Genomic DNA, 20,762 nt, shown 5'->3' with positions numbered 1-20,762 from the left:
CCAGTTTTGAGCGTCTAGCTACCCTGTCGTCAACGGTGCTCGGGCGGTGGGGCCACCAGGGCCCGGCAGGCGAAGCTCGGGGCGGTGCGGGCGGAAACTAGGATAACCGGAGTACGGGCCGGTGGCGGCCACGGTGGATTCCTCGGGCGCCGCGAGGAGATGCCCGAAGCTCGGGCCTGTGGAGAGGCAGCCAGGGCAGTACGACAGCCATGGCGGGCACCTCGGACCGGTGGAGGCCATCTGTGCAACGGCAGTCGAACCTCGGGCCCGGGGTGGAGGCCCGCAGGGTCCCGCGGTAGTAGACTAGGGCATCAGCGTCATAAGATAGATCCAGGGCTGGAGCGCGCACCACTCTCGCCCCGCGAGGGGTTCAAGGGGACCAAAAAAGGACCAAAACGAACGGACGCGCCTGGACTCGCCCGGACAGATGGGCGCCCCATTTTCAGAGGGAAAACGGGGGATGTGCCTCTGGTCCCGAGTGGAGGCGGCTCCGCCCTTAGCGGCTTCGATTCCCGCCGCCTCCACATTCTTCGGGCTGAATCAGGCTGGATGCGCGGCTACTGCTCGTTGAAGCGCAACGGGAGCTGGATCGTGAGCTCGGGTTGGTTGGTATTGCGCGGGAAGACCACTCGCTTCATCTGGCCCTCCAGGCACTTCGCCAGGCCCGGCGACACGGTGGCGGGCTCGTTCACCTTGGCGGCGCTCACGTCGCCCGAGCGAGCGATCGTGATCAGGAGCATGACCCGGCGGTCCGCGGGAAGCTCGGCGCGGAACTGCTCTCCGCACTCGAGGATCTTCCGCGCGTTCTTCTTCATGACGCGGCTCACGTCCCCGGCGGTGAGCCGGGAGGGCATGGGGGCCGGCTTCGGCGTCACCGTGGGATTGGGCTCCGTGTCCACGGGAGCCGCCGGTGGGGGCTCGGTCTTCTGCTCCACGGGGGGAGTGGGCGTAGGGGCCGCTGGCGTGGGAGTGGGCTCCACCTTGGGCGCCGGACTCGGGACCGGCGCGGTCACCCCGGTGACGGGAGCGGGTGGCGCCGCTCGAGGCACCAGGTACCAGACCACGCCTCCACCCAACGCCAGCAGCGCCACGGCCCCGATGGCGCCCATCGCCACGGACAGCCCCGTGCTCCGCGCCGGAGGCGGACTGGCGGGGACGGGGACGGTGACGGCGGCGAGCGCGGGAGGAGGACTGGCGGGGACGGGGACGGTGACGGCGGGGAGCGTGGGAGCCGTGGGGCGCCGCTGGGGTTCGGGGGTGGGGGGCTCCTGGGACTCGACGGCGGTAATCCGAGCCGACGGACGGACCAGGGTCCTCGCGGTGCCGAGCGGCTCCTCGTGCTGCTGGACCAGCGTGTGCGCACCCAGCTCGGAGAGCGGGGGAATCTTCGTCTTTCGCTCGACGCCGGCCGCGCCGAACATGCCCTGCATGTACTGGGCGAGCTGCGACACGCCCGGGATCGACGCCGTCCCGCGCAGGAACTCCTCCAGGTCGACGCGCATCTCGGCCGCGCTCGCGTAGCGATCCTCCCGGCGGCGCTCCAGCGCCTTCATCACGATGCGATCCAGGGCGGGAGGAACGTCGGGCCGGTGGGTGCTTGGCGGGGGGATGGGTTGATCCATCAGCGCCAGCAGTACGCCGAGCTCCGTGTCCCGCTCGAAGACGCGGCGCATGGTGAGCAGCTCATGGAACGTGACGCCCAGCGAGAACAGATCGCTGCGGCCGTCGAGCTGCTGATCGCCCCGGGCCTGCTCGGGGGACATGTAGCCCCACTTGCCCTTCAGGAACCCGGGCTGCGTCTGCGTCATCCGCGAGGAGGCCTTGGCGATCCCGAAGTCGAGCACCTTCACCGTGCCCTGGTACGTGACGAAGATGTTCGAGGGCGAGATGTCCCGGTGGACGAGCTCCAGGGGCTGCCCCTGGTCCTGATAGCCGTGGGCGAACTCCAGGCCCTCGAGCACGGAGAGGATGATGCGGGCGGCGATCGGGATCGGCACGCCCTGGCCCTGGTATTGGGTGGCGCCGAACACCGCCTCCAGGTCCTCGCCCGCCAGGTACTCCATGCAGATGAAGTACCGGTTGTCCGCCACGCCCAGATCGGTGATCTGGACGATGTTCGGATGGTGCAGCCGCGCCGCCAGCCGCGCCTCGTCCAGGAACATCGAGACGAACTCCCGATGCTGGGTGAGGTGCTCGTGCATGCACTTGATCACCACGTCCCGCTCGAAGCCCTCGGCGCCGAGCTGCTTGGCGAGGAAGATCTCCGCCATGCCGCCCTCGGCGAGCTTGCGGATGAGCACGTACTGGCCGAAGCGGCGCGGTGACATGGCCGGCCAGGACAGGGGAATCACGGGTTGGGGAGCTGTCATGGCCGAGCTTTCCGGAGAGTTCGGATCCAGTATGCCTCGTCTTGACCCGAGACGAGGCGGAACACCAGTGTCTCCGTGGGAGCCAGGCGCTGGGAGAAGCGGCCCTTGGCGTCGAGCTTCATCGCCTGCCCATTGAGGAAGAGCCGGGAGCTGCGGGGGACCACGCCCTCCACCGGAACCCCCTCGCGTCCGACACGCTCTCCCGGGCGGGGACGGCTGAGCGCCAGCCCCCTGCGCTCGTTGTCATACACCAGCTCCAGCTTGTTCATCCGGCCGCCCGCCAGCTCGTCTCCCCCAGGGCCGAGCGCCGCCACGTACCAGAGGTAGCGCCCCTCGCCGAGCGTGCCGGGCTCCAGGCTGTACTGGTTCTGGTTCGTCACCCGCTGCAGGAGCGGCTTCTGGACGTCGGCGGCGCGGTAGACGCGCAGCTGATACGAGCGCGCCCCCGGCCGGGGCTCGAAGCTGAAGTGCAGCGAGGGCACCGCGCTCTGGAAGTAGATCGTGGCCTTGAGCCCGGTCTCGAGCACCTCGGCCCTCGGGTTCGAGTCCGCCAGCGCGGAGCGGCCGCGATCCGGCTGGAACCGGGCCGAGCCCTGTGCGCGCACGTTCCCGTCCTCACCGAGGAAGCGCCAGTGCAGCTCGCCCCGGGCCGGCGATTCGACTCGCACCGGGTCCGCTCCCGCGCGCCCCGCGAGCAGCGGCTCCCGGAAGGAGGACTCCTCCGCCACCTCCACCCGGAGGGGCGCTCCGGACGCGGAGGGAACCTGGATCCCCGCCTCGCCGGGCCCGTCGGTGAACACGCGCGCGCCCTTCGCATCCGGGGGCAGCACGAGCAGGGGTGCCGAGGCCTGCTCGGCCTGTGGAGACTCCGAGGCGCGGCGTACTCCTTCGCCCGCCTTGAGGAGGGTCGTCTTTCCATCGGCCACCAGCTCGGCCTGCCCGGCGAGGACGGTGACGGTGGCGCCTGCCTCGGGATTGCTGATGGAGAGCGTGCTCTGCTCGGAGACCTTGAGTTCGATCTCACCGCGAGCGTCCGTCAGCTTCAGCGACTGCTTGCCCGTGCCGAACAGGAGCCGCGCCTTTCCGCGGCTGAGCTGCAGCGTGTAGGAGCTCTGGTCTCCCCGCCGGGAGGCCTCCTGGAGCGTCCCGGCGGTGTCCCCGGCGAGGCTCACCTGCAGCGACCTGGAGGACAGGCGGGCACTGGCGTTGGCGGGGATCTCGAACGCCGCGCCGCGACCGAGCTCCTGGCTCTGATCAGGGGCCACGTCGGCGAAGGCGGTGTCCTGGGCGCCACGCACGCGGGCCTTGCCGCCCTGGGGCTTGAGGGTGAAGACGATCTCCTCCGCGACCACGGCCAGCGGGGCTTGCCTGGGCTTGCCGAGCGAGAGCGCGAGCTCCTCGCCCGCCACGACCTGTATGGGCTGGCCCCGCGGATCGATCACGCGGATGTCGCCGTACTGGAGCGTCAGCTTGGGATCCTCCTCGCGCAGGTCGAACACCATCTCCGACGCGGTGACCAGCTCCGCCCGGCCGAAGCGGCCCGTGACGGTGAGCCCGTTGCCGCCGGCCTTCGGCGCGGTCGAGACGATCCTTCCTTCCTCCAGCTCGAGGGTGAGCGCTCCCGGCGCGCCGTTCACCCGGAAGCGGCTGTTCTCGGCCACCTCCACCTCGACGCCATTGATGTAGCGCACGCGCGCGGTGCTCCCGGGACCGGTCACCACGGTCTCTCCCGGGTAGAGCGGCTCGTCCACGCGGCCGGGGCGGGAGGCCGCATCCTGCTTCACCATGACCTGGCCCTGGAGCTGGATGAGCTTCGCCAGTTCCGGCGCGCCGGGTCCCGCGGGGGGCTTCTTGTCACACCCTCCGCATCCCCCCAGGAGGAGCAGGAGCAGCGGGAGCGTGAGGGAGAGGACGCGCACGGCTCAATTCTCCAGAGGTGACAGATCCACGTAGAACAGCGCCTGATCTCCAGCGCCCACGTCCACCACCTTCGTCTGCGGCACATAGCCGCGTGCCTCGAAGGTGACGTGATAGCGGCCCGCGGGCAGGCGGAACTCGAAGTCTCCCGTCGCGCGGGTGCGAGCGCGGAGCCCGGCCTCCTCGACACGCAGGGTGGCCAGGACGGGGCGCCCCCGGGTGGAGCGCACGCGCCCGCGTAACCAGGCCCGTACCTCCGAGCCCTTCTGCAGGATGACCTCCACCGAGGCCTCGCCATGGGAGGGCACGACCACCACCTCCTCCTGCGGCCGGACTCCGGTGCCGGCGAGCTTCAAGGTGACGGGGCCCGGGCCCGCCTGGGGCACCACGAAGAAGCCGTCCGCATCGCTCCGGGCGACCACCTGACCGCCGAGCCGCACCTCGATATTGGCCACGGGCACCTTCGTGCCCTCATTGCCCTGTTCCCACAGGAGCCGGCCCTTCACGGTGCCGGGGCCTGGGATGCGCTCGAGCGGCAGGAACACACTGGCCTGGCCTCCCGGGGGCACGAGCACCTTGCGCTCCACGGGTTGATAGCCCTCGGCCGAGGCGGTGATGGCCACCTGGCCCGAGGCGAGCCCCTCCACGCGGAACGCCTGCCCCACGGCGATGGCGTCCTTGCCACCGGCCTGGATGCGCGGGCTCTTCAGCGGCAGGGAAGGGTGGGGCCGCAGGGTGATCCACACCGTCCCGGATGTCTCCGGCGAGGGCGCGGCGGCCAGGGCGCCAGTGCTCAGCAGCGCGAGCACGAGGGTCATCGCGTACGGTCTCATGGGCGCGGCCCCCCTCCGAGCGTGAGCTGGTAGCCGACTCCGAGAGACAATCCACCCAGGTTACCGCTCACCTGCTGGCTTCCCGGCGCGTAGCCCCACTGCACCTGTCCGGCCACGCGGCCCGGGCCCAGCCTCCAGGCGAACCCGGCTCCCACCGTCACGTCGAGACCCGTCGAGCGGAGCTCCTGGGTGACGGTGTCTTCATTGCTCTTCAGCTCCAGGTCGCCCCGCATGTGCAGGAGGCCCGCGCTCGCGTCCGCGAAGAGCAGGCCCCGAGACAGGACCGGGTGGCTCCAGCGGGCCCCGAGCCGGAGGGCTCCACCGCCGAGGGTGAACGTCTTGGTGACCGGGTTCGGTCCGTCCGCCGCGAGGGTCGTGCTCACCGTGGTGTTGCCGCGCAATTCGACCTGCACCAGCGCCTCCACGGGCAGCGTGGCGAGCCGGAGCGCGCCCTCGAGCTGGAGTCCCGCGCCATTGGACCGGGCGGCGTTGCTGTGCACGAACAGGAAGGCGCCCAGCGTGGGCTGCCAGGGCGACCACTGGGAAGGCGGGGGCTGCCCGGGGGATGCAACCAGCTCGGGGGAATCCGGCCGCGCCGGTCCGCCGGGTGACGCCGGACGAGGCTCGACCTGGAGTGTGAACGAGCGCTCGCTCTCGTCGATCGGTGAAGCGGAGATGTTCACCGGAGCCGTGCTCGTGGTGGAGGCGGTGAAGGGGAGCTCGAAGACGCCGCCCTCCTTCGCTTCGATGGGGCCGAGCGTGCCCTGCTCGGCGCTCACGGCGAGGGGCGGGAGCGCGACGGCGGGGTTGCCGCTGTCATCCACGACGAATCCCTGCAGCCGGACGGGCCGCCCCTGGATCGGAGCCTCCATCGCCACGAGTTGGACGCGGGGGAACCTGGGCTCGGGGAGCGGCACGGTCTGCGTGCGGCTCTTGCGCGAGCGCTCGATGATGGTCACCTGCGCGCTCGTGACGCCGGGCGGAAGCAGGACCGGCACCACGGCCTCTCCGCTGGCGGCCGCGACCACGGGCCCGTAGGAGGCGGCCCCCACCGAGACCTGCACCCGCGACCGGGGCGGCGCCTTGACCCGGAGCGAGTAGGGACCGTGGACGGGCAGGGCGAGCCACGCCCCGGAACCGCGGGTTCCCCGCTTCACCGTCGCATGGAACAGGGCCACCAGGGGGCCTTGCTTCGAGGGCGGCCGGTAGGTGGCGTGGAACGTGCCGTCCCGCGCGGGAGTGGGCTCGGTGACGGAGCCGGTGTTGACGCTCAGTGAGACCTGCGCGTCACTCAGCGGCTGGCCCGCCTCATCGAGCACGCTGAGCTCGAGCCGCGCGGTGTCCTCGGAGGTGACGAAAGGCTTGTCGGAACGCAGCGCGACAGCCTGACCCGTCATGGTCAGAACCAGAAGAGTGAGAGTCGCTGCCGCCATGACGCCTAGGGGTCGATCCTTTCGCTTCGTCGCAGTCTACGCAATCCACCCCGGGGGCGCGATGCCACCCCGAGCAGGGCCAGCCAGGTGACGAGCTGACCCGGGAGTCCGCCGGTCTGGCAACCGCACCCGACGTCTACACCCAGGTCCTTTTGTTCGAAGTCCACGAGCTCCTTCTGGGTGAGCAGGGTTCCCTCCGGGCCCACGACCCAGACCTTCGTGCTCACCGTCTGGTCGAGCTGGGTCGTCGTCTGGGCGGTGACCTTGACCGTCAGCGGCGAGTCCTTGCTCAACTCCGGGAGCTCGAATCCTTTTCCCTTGACCGGTAGGGCCTGGCCGCTGGTGCTCACCCCCATCACCGTCATGCCCTGGGATTCCAGCATCAGCACGCCGCCCGTCACGGTCACTTCACCCTCGGTCGACACCTGCACCTCGAACTCGACCACCTCGCCGGGCTCGGCCACCAGGCTGTCCGCCGAGGTCAGCACCGAGAGCTTCGCGACGGTCGAGCACTGCGGCAGGACGTACCGCTTGACCTGCTTGCCGCTCGACTTCAGCACTTCGTCGTTGATGAGCGGCCAGACGGCCAGGATCTCCGATGGACTGGTGGGGCACTCGGGCAGGCTGACGGAAGTCTTCCACTTGCCCGGAGCGTCCTCGACGGGCGAGGTGACGGCCAGGGGCGGATGGGCCGCGAAGGAGAGGCGCTTGTCCGCGGGCAGCGTCACCGGGTCTCCACACTGGTCACGCAGGGTGAGCTGGGCGGTGAGCTGTCCACTTCGGATGAGCAGCGGAGCGGGCTCCAGGGTGCTCTCGCTGAACGAGAAGCTCGAGGTTTCAGCGCTGGGAATCCCCGCCTTGAAGTGGAGGGTGAGCGGTGCCTTGGTGGCGAGGCCGGAGACGGTGAACTCGACGTCCTCTTGCTTCGTGTCCTTCCAGACCACCTGCGCGGTGCCCGCCAGGATGCCCGTGACACATGGGGGGGAGTACGCCGACCGCTCGAGGGTGCTTTTGACGAAGGCGGCCGAACTGCCCGATGCCGCGCAGAGCGTCACCGGGGTGGTGGGTACTTCCGTCACGGGATTGTCCCAGGCGTCCACGGCCTCGAGCACGAGCGTCGTCTCCGAGCAGGTCGGCGCCGGGTCCGGGGCGGTGGTGGACAGCTTCACGTGAGAGAACGGGCCGGCGCTGACCACGGTGGAGGCACTCCCCGAGAGTTTCTGGCCCGTCACATCCGTGACGGTGAGGGTCTTGGGGTCCGGAGCGGCGCTCGAGAAGGCGACGGGGAACTCCAGCGGCGTCTCCTGCTCGGCGGTGAAGGAGACGTCCGTGTCAGGTGGGAGAGCCGCCCGGAGAACGGTCGTCTCGAAGTGCACCCGGCCGGTGTAGTGGGTGCGGTTGCCGGCCTCGTCCACGGGGAGCACCTGGAGTGTGTAGGTGGAGCCGGCGACCGTCGCCGAGTCGAGAGCGACGTTGAAGCGCACGGGTGGACCAGGCTCCACGGAGATACTCGGGACGTGGGATTTGATGGCGGGGGTGTTGATGTCCTGGACCAGCACCTCGCACGGGCCATACGAGTAGAGCGTGACGAGGAACTCCTTCGTGCCGCGGTCCACGGAAGGGTTGAAGGTGTAATCGGCCGGCAGCAGCGCGCGACGTGCCGTGGAGGAGAACCGGATGGTGCCGGCGTACTCCGGATCGACGGTGCCCGACACGGTCATCGCTTTCACCGTCACGCGGAGTGCCACACCCGCCGGCACGGGCGCGCCTGTGCTCAGACCCTCGAGCGCGAAGTGGGTCGTGGCGGTGGCGGGGAGGATGGTCGCCGCCACGGAGAGCAGGGGCGTGCCGACCACCAGCAATGGAAGCAGCAGCAGACAGTTCGTGCGGAGACGACGGCTCTGTGCCTGGTTCATCGTTCGGTCCGGGGAGCGCCAGGCAGCACGAGTCTGCTCAGCGGGGGGCTACCATCGTAGAGACGGGTGCCTGGATGTTGCAACCAAGGGGCCGTGAGCGCGTCCTCAGCGCTTCGGCTTCGGGACGTGCTGATGCTGTTGGGGGGCCATCTGGGGGTGGTGGAGGGAGTCGTAGCAGCGCGCCGTGCCGCAGTTCACCAACGTCTTCCGCGCCTTCCCGACCTTCGCCATCTGGGATGACCACGACTATGGCCCGAACGACGAGGATGGCACCTTCGCCCAGAAGGACGTGGCCCGCGCGGCGTACGCGGAGCTCTATCCCCACCCCCCGTTCGCCGGCGACGGCATCTACCACCAGTTCAGCTGGGGCCGCGTGGCGTTCTTCATGATGGATGACCGCTGGGGCCGCGACTGCCCCAGGTCCATGCCCTCGGGGTATTCGCCGAAGATGTATGGCTCCACGCAGTTCAGCTGGCTCAAGAGCGAGCTGCTGGCCTCCAACGCCACCTTCAAGGTGATCGTGAATGGCTCCACCCTGGGCAACAGCTGCTGGGGAACCCAGCGGCAGGCGCTCTTCGATTTCATCACCGCCAACAAGATTGGAGGCGTGCTCTTCGTGACGGGTGACATCCACCGGAGTCTGCTCACGGATAGAACCCCCGCGGGGGGCTACCCCCTGTACGAGCTGATCTCCTCCGGAATCGGTTCGCCCAGCACGCCCGCCGAGTACAGCTTCGGCATCATGGAGTTCAACACGACGCTGGCGGACCCCACCGTTCCGCGGCAGCCGGAGCTCTCGCGTCACGGAGAGGTACCCCGGATGCTCGACGCGCAGCTCATACGTGTCCTCCGCGAGCCCACGCACCTCGAAGCGTCCCTCCGCGCCCGTGAGCACCACCTCCCCCCCGCTCAGCCCTGGCCCCAGGAAGTGGAGCCGCGCGCCCCGCATCCCCAGCCCCTCGGGTCCCAGGATGCGGCCCGCGAGCACGCTCTCCGGCGGCAGCGCGAGCTCGACTTCTGTCTCGGCGCCCGCGCGAACCTCGAGGACCCGCTGCACGGCCCCATGGCCCGGTGCCCGGACGAGGAGGGCATGGGAGCCCGGCATCAGCGCCGCGGCCCGGAAGCGCCCCACGTCCTCCTCGCGCCAGATGACCTCCGGTGCGGCCGGAGACTGGACGCTCGCGCCCTCGAGCAGCCGGCCCGAGCGCTCCTCCACCACCCGGACGCGGAGCCCGCCCGCCGTCTCCAGCGAGATGTCGAACCCCGAGGTGTCCTCGCTCAGTGGCTCGAGGGCCCGCTCGCCCACGCCCGTGGCGCTCTGGGCGAGCAGCTCGGTGCGCCCGCTGCAGTCGAGCCCCTCCAGCACGAAGTGCCCCGCGCCGTCGGCCCGCGCCTCCGGCCCGCCTCCGCGCGGCCAGACCCGGGCCCCTGACGCCGCGATGCCACGCTCGAGCACCCGGCCCTCCACGCGCAGCGCGCAGGGCAGCATCACGGTGACGGGCCGGGACGCGGCGACGAGCACCCCCCGCGGGCCATGACCCGCCGCGCGGGCCCACACGCCATAGCGCGCCTGGGGGAGCAGCCCCTCCACCTCGAAGGCGCCCTCGAAGGCGAGCACCCGGGCCGCCACGGGCAGGCCCCGGGCATCCTGGACCCACCCGCGCACCACGCCGCGCTCATGGGCCGCCAGGACCGGCGCGGAGGAGTCCGGGCCCGTACCGGCGGCCCGCGTCTTCGCGGAGGCCCTTCGCCCATCCGTGCCGCCGGACGCGAGGGCCAGGAGCAGCCCCAGCAGCAGGAGCAAGGCGCCCGCCGCGACGAGCCCGTACCGCATCGGAGAAGGCTCTTTCCTGGCGCGTGCCAACCTACCCTCGAAGGCGAAGTGCTCCTCTTGGAGGCTCAGGAAATATAGGAGGGGAGGCGGAGCATGGGAAGGATGGGAGGACACGGTCAGGGAGGCGCTGCTCCTTCCCCATCTTCAGGGGCCTTTGACGTGGTGAAGGATTGCCCGCGCCTTCCCGCTGCCCGGATTCAGCGGGCGAGACCCCCGCCATCAACCGCTCGATGCTCTGGGTCGTACTGCCACCCCAGCCATTGTTCTTGCCCACCGTGACGATGGGAGGAACGAGGTCGGGGTTGGACGTGGCGCCTTTGACGTGGGCATAGGCCGCGATGTGCCATCTGACCATGCATCATCCCAGACTATCCTGCCGCTTCTCCGAACTGTTGATGGCGCTCGAAGGGCTGCGTGTCAGTAGAGCTTGCTCAAGCGCACCCGGTATTCGAACTCGGCCTCCTCGTTCTGGGATGCGGTGAGCAACCCCACGGGGAGCATGAGCTGACCCGAGGCGAGGGAAGACACCAGTGCCTGCGACAACGCCTTGGGCGGGTGATGCCAGCCCTCGACCAGCCACCGGGTCTTGAGCTCCTCCTTGTTCCGCATCACCTCCGGCGGGGGCGGTGCCAGCTCTCCCAGGGAGGCGGGCACCACCTTGAGCACGAAGGCATCGAAGAGGCGGTTGCCGGAGCTCTCCGCGAGCCGCGACCCGAGAAGGGCGCCCGTGCGGGAGTGGCGCAGCTCCAGTTGGACCGTGAGGAGCGCGCCGCGTTTCTCCATCGCATCGAGTGTCTCGAGCGCCTGTGCGGAGGCGATCATCCCCTGGGCGGCGGCCTCGTCCCGGAAGCGCGCCGCGAGTTGCTCGCTGTGCAGCGGCGTCGTGGAGGGGGGCGTGATGCCCGGGCCTCCGGTCTTGCCGTACTGCTCGGCGGCCTCCGTGTAGTTCTTCAGCAGGCCCGCGATGGGATTGTCGACGCCGAGCTCCCTGGGCTTGCCACCGGGGGTGTGCCCGAGGGCCTCCGCGAGCGAGTCCCGCATTCCGCCCAGATAGGGATGGCCTCCGGTGCCCTGGGCGCGCACCCCGGCCGTGTCGTCATCGGCCCAGTCCTGCAACCGGGCGGTGAGCCGTTCGGATGCCTCCGCGTTGGACTCCGGCCGCAGCTCGGGATCGCCCGGGCGCAACGTCCGCCCGCGGGGCTCCGGCGCCACGGCCAGGGAGCCCGTCGAGGCAGGCGCTTGCATCCATGAGGGCAAGAGGATGGGTGTACGGCGTACCTCCGCCACATCCGCCGGGTTCGCTGTTCCCGTAGCGGGAGGCTCCGGCGGCTTCGTCATGGGCTCTGGAGGGGGAGGTGGGCGCTGGCGCCTGATGCGCGAGATGGGCGGGGGCCTGCTTCCGGGAGTCGTCGGCGGAGTCGTGGGCACGGAGGCCGGTGCCTCGCGGAATTCCACTTCCACGGCGTGCGACGTCGTCGACATGGGCCGCACCGGCGTCGAGGACGGTTCCGTCGACCACAGCCAGACTCCGAGCAGCAGGTGCAGGAGCACCGACAGGAGGAGGGGTGGGAGGAACCTGTTGCGGGAAGCCGGTGAGCTCATGACGGAGAGCCATCTTCTCTCCCCTGGGAATGAGCCGACAAGGGTGGATCATTCGCGCTTTTCAGTAATAAGCGGAGTGGGTGGAGATTAAGCTCCACGGCATGCGCGTGTTCGCCCTTCTTTCCTTGCTCCTCGGTGTCTCCGCTCGCGCGGAAGCGCCACGGGATGACCTCCTCCAACGTCTGGGCGAGGCGGAGGAGCGGAAGCTGGTCATCCCCGGCTGCCGCACCGTGGAGAGCTCGGTCACGGAGGAACTGGACGCGGAGGGCAAGGTGAAGGGACGGCTGACCCGCAGCTACGAGGTCACCCGCTCCGGAACCACGGTGGTGGCACGCAAGCTCCTCTCCCAGAAGGAAGAAGGGGACCTGACCGGCCAGCTCAAGGAGGAACCGAAGGACCCGCCGAAGAACGAGGACGACAAGGCGAGGCTGTCCCCGTTCCATCCGCGGGCCAGGGCGGATTATCGCTTCGACTCCACACCGGGTCCGAGCGAGGGGCTGGTGACCGTGAAGTTCGCCCCCGTGAAGCCGGACAAGAAGCGGATGAAGGGACAGGCGGTGGTGGATGCGCGGGCCGGGAAGGTGATGACCCTGCGCATTTCCCCCTCCGAGATGCCCCCCATGTTGGATGAGCTCCAGATGGACTTCCTGGCCTACACGGAGACCCCGTGCGAGCGGCAGCCCACGCGGATGAACATCGCCGCCTCGGGCGGAGTCCTCCTCTACAAGGTGCGCTTTCGTACGGAGGTGACGGTGACCGGACACCAGAAGGTGGACGCGCCCGGCTCCGCGACCGGAGCGCGCTGACGGGGGGCTGCCCTCCGGAGATGCATCCGGAACAGCCGGCCCGCGCTCGGCCTCATCGCTGCCGAGCGCTCCTCGACTTCGTCATGGGCTCTGGAGGGGGAGGTGGGCTCTTGACGACGCCAGGGCGCCCATTCCGCCGAGACCTGGCGGAACGGGCTCTGGCTCTACAGCGTCTTGAGGTACTCGATCAGCGCCAGACGCTCCGAGTCGGTGAGCACGGAGTTGAACTCATGTCCGCCGTTGTCCTGGCCGAACGCGTGGGTGTTGTAGATCTTCCGATCCTCGAGCTGCTGCCGCGTGCGCGTCGGCGGATAGAGGATGTTCCACGTGGCGACCAGGTTGCTGAAGAGCACGTTCTGGATTTCCTGCGCGAGGGGCGTACGGAACTCGTCGCCCGGGTCGCAGTTGATGTAAGGCGACACCGACGGGTTGAAGATCGAGCGCCACTGGCAGGCGATGGTGTCGTACTTCCAGCCGAGTTTCGTGGAGTCGAAGGCGCGTTGCAGGTTCGTGTCGAAGCCCATGAGGGTGAGCGGCTGATCCCAGCGCGGAGAAGTGGAGACGCGGCGCCAGATGGGCTTGCGGTCAGAGGGCTTGAGCACCTCCCAGACATTGGGGACCGAGCCGTTGTGAAGGTACGGCGCGGTGGCCCAGACGCCGTAGAGCGGCGGCGCGAGGTAGCCGAGCTCCCGGTTGCCGCGAATGTGCGGCTGGTTCTGCGGGCCGCAGTCCTGGGCGGTGCCCGCCGTCGTCGGATAGCCGAAGAAGTTCTTGGCGCCGGCGGCCTGCACCGCTGCGTTGTTGGTGTTCACCCGGACCGGGTCGGTGCCGATGATGCTCAGGGGGACGATGTAGCTCGCCATGCCCTCCAGCACCGGGGTCGCGAGGAACGCGGGGTCATTGACGTAGCGAGGCGAGTAGGCGCCGTGGCAGCTCGCGCAGGAGCCGTTGCCCTGGGGCCGCGGCACGGAGTTGTTGCGCCCCGGCGCCCACATGTCGAGCGTGTGGAACAGCACCGCCCCCTGCTCGGCCAGCGCCTGGTTGATCGGAAACGGATAGGGCGGTGACTTGAGCGAGTCAACCCAGGTGTTGAGGCTCGGACCGTTGGCGCGCATCCAGTCCTGCCCCGCTTCGCTCACCGGCCCGCCGATCCCGCCGAACAGGCCGAAGAACGGCGTGTAGAACACCATGTCCACGCGTGGCGCATCCATCGGGAACACACCGTCGACGAACTTCACCGGCCGGTGCCCCATGTTCCACCAGGCAGGCGTATCCATTCCGGCGGTCGAGCCCGAGTTGATGACGCCCAACACCTCGGAGGCCGTCAGCGGCTCCTCGTCCGGGAACAGGAAGGCGAGGTTGATGTCGCTGGCATTGTTGGTGCCGCGGGTGCGGTTGAGGTTCAGGAACGTGGCCAGCGACGCCGGATAACCCAGGGGCAGCAGATCGGACAGGAACAAGTCCAGATCCGCCAGGCTGCTGCCGCCGCCCAGGGTCACCCCAAGGCCTGGACCATCCGTGGGCGTGCCCACCACGCCGCTGTGGCAGGCATGACAGGTGACTCCAATGCGTCCGCTCCAGGTGCCGTCCGGATTGCGCAGTTGCGTCAGCATCTGCGGGAGCTGACCGCTCCCGCCGTTGGTGAAGTTCGGGTTCTCCCAAGGCAGCGGATAGGGATTACGTTCCGTGCTCATCCCCGAGCCGTAGCGCTGGGACACCAACCCATCGAAGTTGTCGGGACGGAAGGGGAAGCCCCAGGTCCGCCACAGCTCGTTGTACTGCAACGAGGTGAAGGTGGCGATGCCGAACCCGGACTCGAGGCGTGTGGGGTCGGTGCCGGTGAACAGCGCGCCCGCGCCCGGGTGGCCGTTCGTCAGCAACGCCTCGCCGAGGTTGAAGCGCCGACGCAGTTGGCCACAGGTCTGTGCCGCGCCTTCCTCCTTCACCGCCACCGGGTCGACATGGCAGTCCTTCCAGTAGGCATTGAAGTGCACCGCCCGGCTGTCGCTGATGCCGGGCTGCACGAGGGTTCGTGGGTCCGTCGGCAAGACGGCGCTATCCGGCTTGCCGTAGCAGAAGTCCCACTGTGCCGAGCCGCCTCGACTGCTGCCGAGCAAATCACTCGCGCTCGAGACGCCGGGGAACACCAGGGCCCCCGCTGCAAGCAATGTTCGAATGAAAGGGACAACGGTCGTGCTCGTTCCTGGCATGGGGTCTCCTCGTGCGCTGCGTGTTCCCACTTCGCTGGCAACGATGCGCGGCAGAGACCAGGCGGAGCCCGCTTCGAGGTTGATACCACGCAGGCCAAAGCTGAAGAGAGCTAAAGCGGTAATTCCTGGCAGCCGCGAGAGTCAAGATAGATTCCTATTGACGGAGGGTCAATAGGCTGTTGGCGGGATGTCAACAAACGGGCTTGCCCTGACGCAATGCTTCACGGTTCTCGGGGGTGAGGATGACGCTGTGACGCAATGAGTCATGTTTCCTGCGCGCGGTTTCCGCATTGCAGCGGCGGAGGGCACGGCGGCGGAAGTCCGCGCGGTGGGCAGCCGGTGCCGTGCCGGTTGCCCGAAATCCTCATGCCCGACACCGCAGCGCCGGGCCGCGAACGAGTCCCAGGCGGCGGGTTCGATTCCCGCCGCCTCCACTGGAAGTGCTGATTCGAGCCCCTCGTCAGAACTCGATGACGATGCTGACGCGGCCGGGCAGGTCCTGCTGCTGCTCGGGCTTCAGCCGGTAGCCCGGGCTGGAGAGGACGCCTTGGACGCAGTCGCGTTGCTTCCCGCTCAGCTCGCCCCCCATTCCCACGAGCTCGAGCGCATGGTCGGAGACGGAGCCGCTCGCGGCGTTCACCGCGGCCGTCCAGCGCAGGGCTCCGGGCCGCTCGGTCCCACTGAAGCACTGGGCCAGGCGTGGGCTGCGCGCCGCGACCTGAAGGCGGAAGTCGTCCAGCCAGCTCGGCGAGGTCTGCGCCTCGTTCTGGTAGCTCCCCCTCCGCTGGCGCTTCATCCGCTCGCTCAATGCCTTCGGCTTGCTCGCGGGCGGCTCGGGCTTCTTCGGCTTCACCTCCGCTGGCGCGGGTTTCACCACGGGCTCCGGAGGCGGCGCGGGCGGCGGCTGGCACTCACAGCGCACCAGCATCGCCAGCAGCAGCAGCGCGGCGAGCGTCACCGCTCGGCGAACTCGTCTCCGCCTCTTCTCGCGTTGGACGGATGGGAGCTGCTCCACCCGCTCGCGTGCCGCCCGCTTCATGTGCTCCACCGAGCGGCGCAGTTCCTTCTGGCGCTGGCGCAGCTCGCGCCGAAGCTCCCTGGGATTCATTCGGAGAGCCTCCACCCGAAAACGAGTGCGCCCTTCGCGTCCCGCCACTCCACCGGCTCGAGCACGATGGGCGTGAAGACGGACGGCGCCTCGGGCTCGGGCGGCCTGAAGGGCCATGGCAGCGGATCGGCCGGCGCCAGGCGGATGCTCCCGGCGAAGGTCGAGCGCGTGGGTGACAGCGCCCGCGCGTTCCCGCTCACCGAGTCATCGAGGTGGCTCAGTCCGTCGAGGATCGACTGGGTCTGATCCATGAGCTCGCCGGCCGTCCGGCTCTGGGACTTCGCCGTCTTGGATTCGGCGCTCAGGGGCCGGAGTACCTCGAGCAGGTGCTTGAGCGTCGGAACGTTGGCCCGCCGGACGTCCGCATCCTCCGCTTCGATGTTCTCGAGGAGCCGTCGCACGAATCGCAGCACCGACGAGGGCTCCTCGCGGAGCGCATCGCGCAACCGCGTCGCCATCTCACCCGGCTTGCCCTGTGACAGCGGCCGGAGCCGCTCGATCGACGCGTCGAAGGAGCCACCGCGCCGGGCCGTCTGGGTGATCCGCTCGAAGGATCGATCATCGGCGCGCAGCGCCGCGCGCCAGACCAGATCCTCGATGACCTGGTTGTACTCCTGCCGCGGAACCAGCGCCTTCAGCGTGGCGACGACCTCGTCGTTGGTCTCGTAGCGGGAGAGCACATACGACAGCCACCGCCGTGCGAGCCCCTGGGTGACGGCCGCCTCGCGCGAGGCCTCGGCCTGCTGCAAGGCGTACGCGAAGGCTCGCAGGGACTCCTGCAGCTCTCCCGCCTCCAGGAAGCCCACGCCCCGGTGCAGCGCGATGACTGCCCGCTCGCGGAACCCGGTGTTCTCATCGAGCTCCAGGAGGCTCTTGCCCCGCTCGCCCGAAGTCAGCGCGCCGCGCAACTCCGCCGAGTCGCTCGCTCCCACGAAACCGATCCAGGCCTCGAGCTCCTTGCCGTCCTTGCGGCGGATCAGCTCGTCGATGATCTCGAGCATGAGCTTCTGGAGCGCGGCCGGATCCTTCGACAGCGGTTGCGCCCGGGCGAACAGGAACAGCCGCCGTTCCCGGTTCAGCGCCAGCCACTCCTGAGGGGTCCAGGTCAGACTTCGTCGAAGGAACGCCGCTTGCGGCGAGTCCTCGGGGAAGGTTTCCAGCCTGCTCCGGAGCTCCGCCGCGCCGGCCGCGGAGACACCGGCCACCCGGGCCTGCTGCGCGAGACTCCGGGCGTTCTGACGTGCCTTGCGTGCCTCCTCGCCCGCGAGCATCAGATCGAGATCGAAGATGCGCGCTTCCACGACCGACAGGTTCCGGACCTTCTCCCGCACCAGGGTGGCGCGCGACCTCGCCAGCAGATTGCGTAAGAGCCAGCCCGCGTCCTGTCGATCCTCGAGTTCGATGAAAGGGGTCCATCCGAACCGCAGCGCGGTGACGGTCGGCTGCAGGCAGTCGGTCCGGAAGAAGGTCACGGAACGCAGCTCCTCCGCCGAGAGCACGTCCTGCAGCGAGATGAACCGCTGCTGGCGCCCGACCTGGAAGACGTCCCACGGCGCGGGCATCGAGGGGGGCGGGCCCTTGCTGAGCCCGTGGACGATCGTGTTGTGCAGCCCCAGCGGCCAGAGGCCCGCGCCCGCTCGCTCGTCATCCTCGAATCCGTCCTGGCACAGCCCGAGGCTCCCGAGCGCCGCCCACACCACGGAGCGGAATTCAGGATCCTCTCGCGGGCGCTCGCCCCGCTGGAGAAGGCTGTTGCGAAGCAGCCACAGCTTGAGCACGTCCTCCGGACGGCCGTCCCGGAGCGCGAGGCGTGCGTTGTAGAAGACCACGGTCTGCCTGGACGCCGTCTCCTCCGCGGCCGCGGCGCTCGACAACAGGCCAGCGATGATGGCGGCGGCCCAGCGCATCAGAATGTCCAGCCCGCGGCGAGCGAGAGCTCCCACCACAACCCCAGGCCTGTTCCGGTGACGACGCCCACCAGTGGCACGGCCATCATCGCCCGCGGCGACAGGAAACCTCCGGACCCGAAGTACACGTCCAAGGAGATCCCCGCGAGGAGGCCATACCGGGCAGGGTCGATCTGCATGCCGCCTGGCCGCGAGGACTCGAGCTGCCCCAGCTCGTGGTCGGAGAGGCGCGGCGCGAGGAGCGAGGTGGCGACGTCCTGGAACTTCATGCCGCCCATCGCCCCCGGGTAGAAGAGATAGCGGAAGCCCGCGTTGGCCGAGAACACCAGCTCGGTCGCGGGGAAGAAGCCGGGCAGGGCGGTCACCACACCCTCCGCCAACGGGTACCCGAGGTTGACGTCGAGCTCGATGCGGCTGGGGCGGCCGTATTGGCGGTACGGCGTGAGCGCCAGCTTCTCGGTGCTGTCGGTTCCCCACGTGAACGCACGGGAAATCGCCAGCTCCCCCATGAATTTCCCGAACGGTCTGCGCGCCAGGAGCCCAAGGCGGGTGCTGCCGAAGTTGTTCCGCTCGAGGAGCTCGCTGCCGATCAGCCCAATCCCGAGGTTGGACTTCCGCCAGTCGAAACGCACCGACTTCGAGGCCGTGCCGATCATCCGCTCGGTGAGCGCGTCGAGCGGCGTGCGGAAGCCCTCCAGCGTGTCGTCGGCCTTCTCGGGGTCGGCGGGGGACGATTCCGGGGGCGATTTCGGGGCCTGCTCTTCCGCGGCCAGCACGGCGCGCGGCGACGACAGGAGGACGAAGAGGATGAGAAGGCTACGGATCATTCGGGAAGCCTCCGTCACCCGGCCGCGGGAACAGCGGGCGATAGCACTGCACGCGGTAGGCGTCCCGGAACAACGCATGGACGTTGTAGGTGACGCTCGTATCGAACGTCGGGTGATCGCAGAAGCGCGTGCATTGCGCCAGGATGTTGCCCACGGGGAACTCGCCCGTCGTCCACAGCTGGCTTGCCCAGGTCTCCTCGTTGGAGCTGACGATTCCGAACGGCACGCTGAACGAGTAGGCCGTCACGGCTCCGGCGAGAGAGCTCTCGTAGTTCGCCTTCAACAGGAATGGGAAGTCCCAGAACAGGCCGAGCGCATACGCGGGCTGCGGGGCCAACTGGTGCAGCTCGGGAAGCGACTCGAGCCCTAGCGGCGTTGGCGTGCCCGGGATGCGGAACACGATCTTCCGCTGGTCCGCCTCCGGACAATAGGAGAACGCATCGCCCGGCTCCGCCGTGATGAGCTCGTTGTTGTAGAAGGTCGCGGTCCCGAACTCTCCGACCGGTACGTTCTCGGAGAGAGGCGTGTGCTCGGGAGCGCGGAACGACATCGAGGTCATCCTCCCCGCCTGGCCGTCCGAGTACTTCTCGATGAACCGGAGGTACTGCGTACGGGTCGTCAGGATCGGGATCTGATTGAAGCGGAACGGCCCGAGCTCGATGTCGGGCATCGTCGATACCGCGGGGCAGGTGCTCGACGCCGCCGCTGGGACGTCGTCGAGGTCATCGACCATGAGGTTGGGTGGGCACCACAACACCAGCCGCCGGAGTTCCGGGCGTCCGACGGTGCGCGCCATGCTGTCGTAGACAAAGGCACCGGTGACCCGCGGCGAGCTCTTGTCGCGCTCGAAGGGCAGCACTTTCTGGAGCGCCTCCTCGAGCACGGTGCCCAGCCGGCCCGTCGTGTCGTCGTGATGGAGACCCAGCACGAGGACCATGTCCCGCCCCTGCATCCGCACCTCGTCTATCTTCGTGCGGAACCGGGTGGAGAGCTCGTCGGCGAACCCGCGAGCGTTCCAGTCGTCGATGCAGATCTCCGGAGCGTCCTCGAGGAAGAGGCGCTGCTCCTGCATCTTGTAATGCGGCGAGGAGATCGTCCGCCGGCACGGGCTCAACATGAACTTGATCGGCGTGTTCTCGGTGATCGGGCTGCGCAGCATCGGGAAGGCCGGGCGGACCTGCGGGTTCTTTCGCGCCAGCGCCACCGCCTCGAAGGTGCCCCGCTTCGCCTCGGTGACGGTCGCGCGCGCACAGACGACCGGGGACTCGGATGCGGACAGCGGAAGCGTGCCCACGTCGAACACGGCCCGAGCGGTGGTCTCCACCGGCCCGAAGTCCAGCGGCGGCAGCGCTCCCGGACAGCCAGGAACCGAGCCGTAGCCGTACGGGTTCCCGCCGAAGTCCGCGGCGATGGCGCCATGCCGCCGGTCGGCGATGGAGAAGTGGCGCCGCAGCCCGTACTTCTGCACCTCGTGGTTCCGCAGCGTCGGGAACTGGTGCCGGGCACGCCATTGCACGTGCGTGTTGGTTTCGTCAAACACGCCGTACACCAGCAGGCTCCGGTTCGTGTGCGCGGGCCCCCTGCCGATGATGTTGAGGGCCACGGGCGCGTTCATCGTCATCTCGCCGGAACGGTGGTAGCGCAGCCGCAACCTCACGTCGCGCGGCGGCTCGCTCAGCGCCAGGCTGGTGCTGCCACACACGCTCTTGGGGCCGCAGTCGGCCGGAACGTGGGTGTGGACCGTGCTGAGCTGTGACAGCGGCGTCCAGGGCAGCTCGAAGTGATCGGTGCGGACCGTGAGCTCGAGCTGGGTCTCGGGCCCCAGCCCCTGCTCGGCGTTGGCCTGGTAGAAGACGAAGAGCGTGTCCTCCTCCTCGAACCAGGCCACGTCCGCGAGCGAGAAGCCCGCGTTGATGTCGACGATCGGCACCTTCTCGCAGGCGGCGACCGCGAGGGCTGTGACTCCGATGAGCAGCAGGCGCGCGCGGTCCATCCCGTCC

The 20,762-nt window shown here is 69.1% G+C and carries 12 protein-coding genes and 2 pseudogenes; 2 read left to right on the top strand and 12 right to left on the bottom strand.

Annotated elements, in window-relative coordinates:
• Window positions 1-557: 557 nt before the first annotated feature.
• Genes Q664_RS62005 through Q664_RS02460 form a run of 5 tightly spaced genes read right to left on the bottom strand, consistent with a single transcriptional unit; the run spans window position 558 to window position 8,468 of the window.
• Entirely contained in the window at window positions 558-2,369 is a 1,812-nt protein-coding gene (locus tag Q664_RS62005; RefSeq protein ID WP_063934646.1) for a protein kinase domain-containing protein, read from the bottom strand.
• Window positions 2,366-4,288 carry a hypothetical protein gene (locus Q664_RS02475; RefSeq protein WP_043389487.1) on the bottom strand — a complete coding sequence of 641 codons (1,923 nt, stop codon included), beginning with the start codon at window positions 4,286-4,288 and terminating at the stop codon, window positions 2,366-2,368. Before Q664_RS02475 ends, Q664_RS62005 begins: the two co-directional genes overlap by 4 nt.
• A 3-nt stretch (window positions 4,289-4,291) precedes the next feature.
• Window positions 4,292-5,119: a carboxypeptidase regulatory-like domain-containing protein gene (locus tag Q664_RS02470; protein ID WP_152621865.1), complete on the bottom strand. Its 828-nt coding sequence runs from the start codon at window positions 5,117-5,119 to the stop codon at window positions 4,292-4,294.
• Complete coding sequence (locus Q664_RS02465; protein WP_043389481.1) at window positions 5,116-6,516, bottom strand: hypothetical protein; 1,401 nt, start codon at window positions 6,514-6,516, stop codon at window positions 5,116-5,118. Before Q664_RS02465 ends, Q664_RS02470 begins: the two co-directional genes overlap by 4 nt.
• A gap of 41 nt (window positions 6,517-6,557) precedes the next feature.
• The gene (locus Q664_RS02460) at window positions 6,558-8,468 is read right to left on the bottom strand and encodes a hypothetical protein (protein ID WP_152621864.1); all 1,911 of its coding nucleotides are present in this window, start codon (window positions 8,466-8,468) and stop codon (window positions 6,558-6,560) included.
• 184 nt (window positions 8,469-8,652) lie between these two features.
• Here Q664_RS02460 and Q664_RS62840 point away from each other — a divergent pair.
• Window positions 8,653-9,207: pseudogene (locus tag Q664_RS62840) on the top strand (alkaline phosphatase D family protein); the annotation flags it as partial.
• 84 nt (window positions 9,208-9,291) lie between these two features.
• Here Q664_RS62840 and Q664_RS62835 read toward each other — a convergent pair.
• Window positions 9,292-9,417 (bottom strand): annotated as a pseudogene (locus tag Q664_RS62835) (hypothetical protein); the annotation flags it as partial.
• Window positions 9,418-10,719: 1,302 nt separating this feature from the next.
• Window positions 10,720-11,547 (bottom strand): TonB C-terminal domain-containing protein, encoded by an 828-nt coding sequence (locus Q664_RS02445; RefSeq protein WP_043389474.1) that lies wholly within the window; start codon window positions 11,545-11,547, stop codon window positions 10,720-10,722.
• Window positions 11,548-12,005: 458 nt separating this feature from the next.
• On the opposite strand from Q664_RS02445, the gene Q664_RS02435 reads away from it, so the two are divergent.
• Window positions 12,006-12,710: a hypothetical protein gene (locus Q664_RS02435; protein WP_043389470.1), complete on the top strand. Its 705-nt coding sequence runs from the start codon at window positions 12,006-12,008 to the stop codon at window positions 12,708-12,710.
• Window positions 12,711-12,874: 164 nt separating this feature from the next.
• Here Q664_RS02435 and roxB read toward each other — a convergent pair whose 3' ends face one another.
• From roxB to Q664_RS02410, 5 genes are all read right to left on the bottom strand, one after another.
• Window positions 12,875-14,857 (bottom strand): rubber dioxygenase RoxB, encoded by a 1,983-nt coding sequence (roxB, locus tag Q664_RS02430; protein WP_326938657.1) that lies wholly within the window; start codon window positions 14,855-14,857, stop codon window positions 12,875-12,877.
• 523 nt (window positions 14,858-15,380) lie between these two features.
• Window positions 15,381-16,028 (bottom strand): hypothetical protein, encoded by a 648-nt coding sequence (locus Q664_RS02425; protein WP_043389465.1) that lies wholly within the window; start codon window positions 16,026-16,028, stop codon window positions 15,381-15,383.
• Window positions 16,025-17,935: a hypothetical protein gene (locus tag Q664_RS02420; RefSeq protein ID WP_043389462.1), complete on the bottom strand. Its 1,911-nt coding sequence runs from the start codon at window positions 17,933-17,935 to the stop codon at window positions 16,025-16,027. The genes Q664_RS02425 and Q664_RS02420 overlap by 4 nt, the downstream gene beginning before the upstream one ends.
• On the bottom strand, window positions 17,935-18,762 hold the full coding sequence (locus Q664_RS02415) for a hypothetical protein (RefSeq protein ID WP_043389460.1): 828 nt from the start codon (window positions 18,760-18,762) through the stop codon (window positions 17,935-17,937). Before Q664_RS02415 ends, Q664_RS02420 begins: the two co-directional genes overlap by 1 nt.
• Entirely contained in the window at window positions 18,752-20,755 is a 2,004-nt protein-coding gene (locus Q664_RS02410; protein WP_043389457.1) for a hypothetical protein, read from the bottom strand. Before Q664_RS02410 ends, Q664_RS02415 begins: the two co-directional genes overlap by 11 nt.
• Between the last annotated feature and the right edge of the window lie 7 nt (window positions 20,756-20,762).

The organism is Archangium violaceum Cb vi76, assembly GCF_000733295.1.
Taxonomy (GTDB): domain Bacteria; phylum Myxococcota; class Myxococcia; order Myxococcales; family Myxococcaceae; genus Archangium; species Archangium violaceum.
This window is presented reverse-complemented; position numbering and strand designations above follow the sequence as displayed.

Coding starts and splice junctions, on each gene's coding strand:
- Q664_RS62005 (WP_063934646.1), bottom strand. CDS start 2,369: ATGACAGCTCCCCAACCCGTGATTCCCCTGTCCTGGCCGGCCATGTCA.
- Q664_RS02470 (WP_152621865.1), bottom strand. CDS start 5,119: ATGAGACCGTACGCGATGACCCTCGTGCTCGCGCTGCTGAGCACTGGC.
- Q664_RS02465 (WP_043389481.1), bottom strand. CDS start 6,516: ATGACGGGTCAGGCTGTCGCGCTGCGTTCCGACAAGCCTTTCGTCACC.
- Q664_RS02460 (WP_152621864.1), bottom strand. CDS start 8,468: ATGAACCAGGCACAGAGCCGTCGTCTCCGCACGAACTGTCTGCTGCTG.
- Q664_RS02445 (WP_043389474.1), bottom strand. CDS start 11,547: ATGCAAGCGCCTGCCTCGACGGGCTCCCTGGCCGTGGCGCCGGAGCCC.
- Q664_RS02435 (WP_043389470.1), top strand. CDS start 12,006: ATGCGCGTGTTCGCCCTTCTTTCCTTGCTCCTCGGTGTCTCCGCTCGC.
- Q664_RS02425 (WP_043389465.1), bottom strand. CDS start 16,028: ATGAATCCCAGGGAGCTTCGGCGCGAGCTGCGCCAGCGCCAGAAGGAA.
- Q664_RS02420 (WP_043389462.1), bottom strand. CDS start 17,935: ATGCGCTGGGCCGCCGCCATCATCGCTGGCCTGTTGTCGAGCGCCGCG.
- Q664_RS02415 (WP_043389460.1), bottom strand. CDS start 18,762: ATGATCCGTAGCCTTCTCATCCTCTTCGTCCTCCTGTCGTCGCCGCGC.
- Q664_RS02410 (WP_043389457.1), bottom strand. CDS start 20,755: ATGGACCGCGCGCGCCTGCTGCTCATCGGAGTCACAGCCCTCGCGGTC.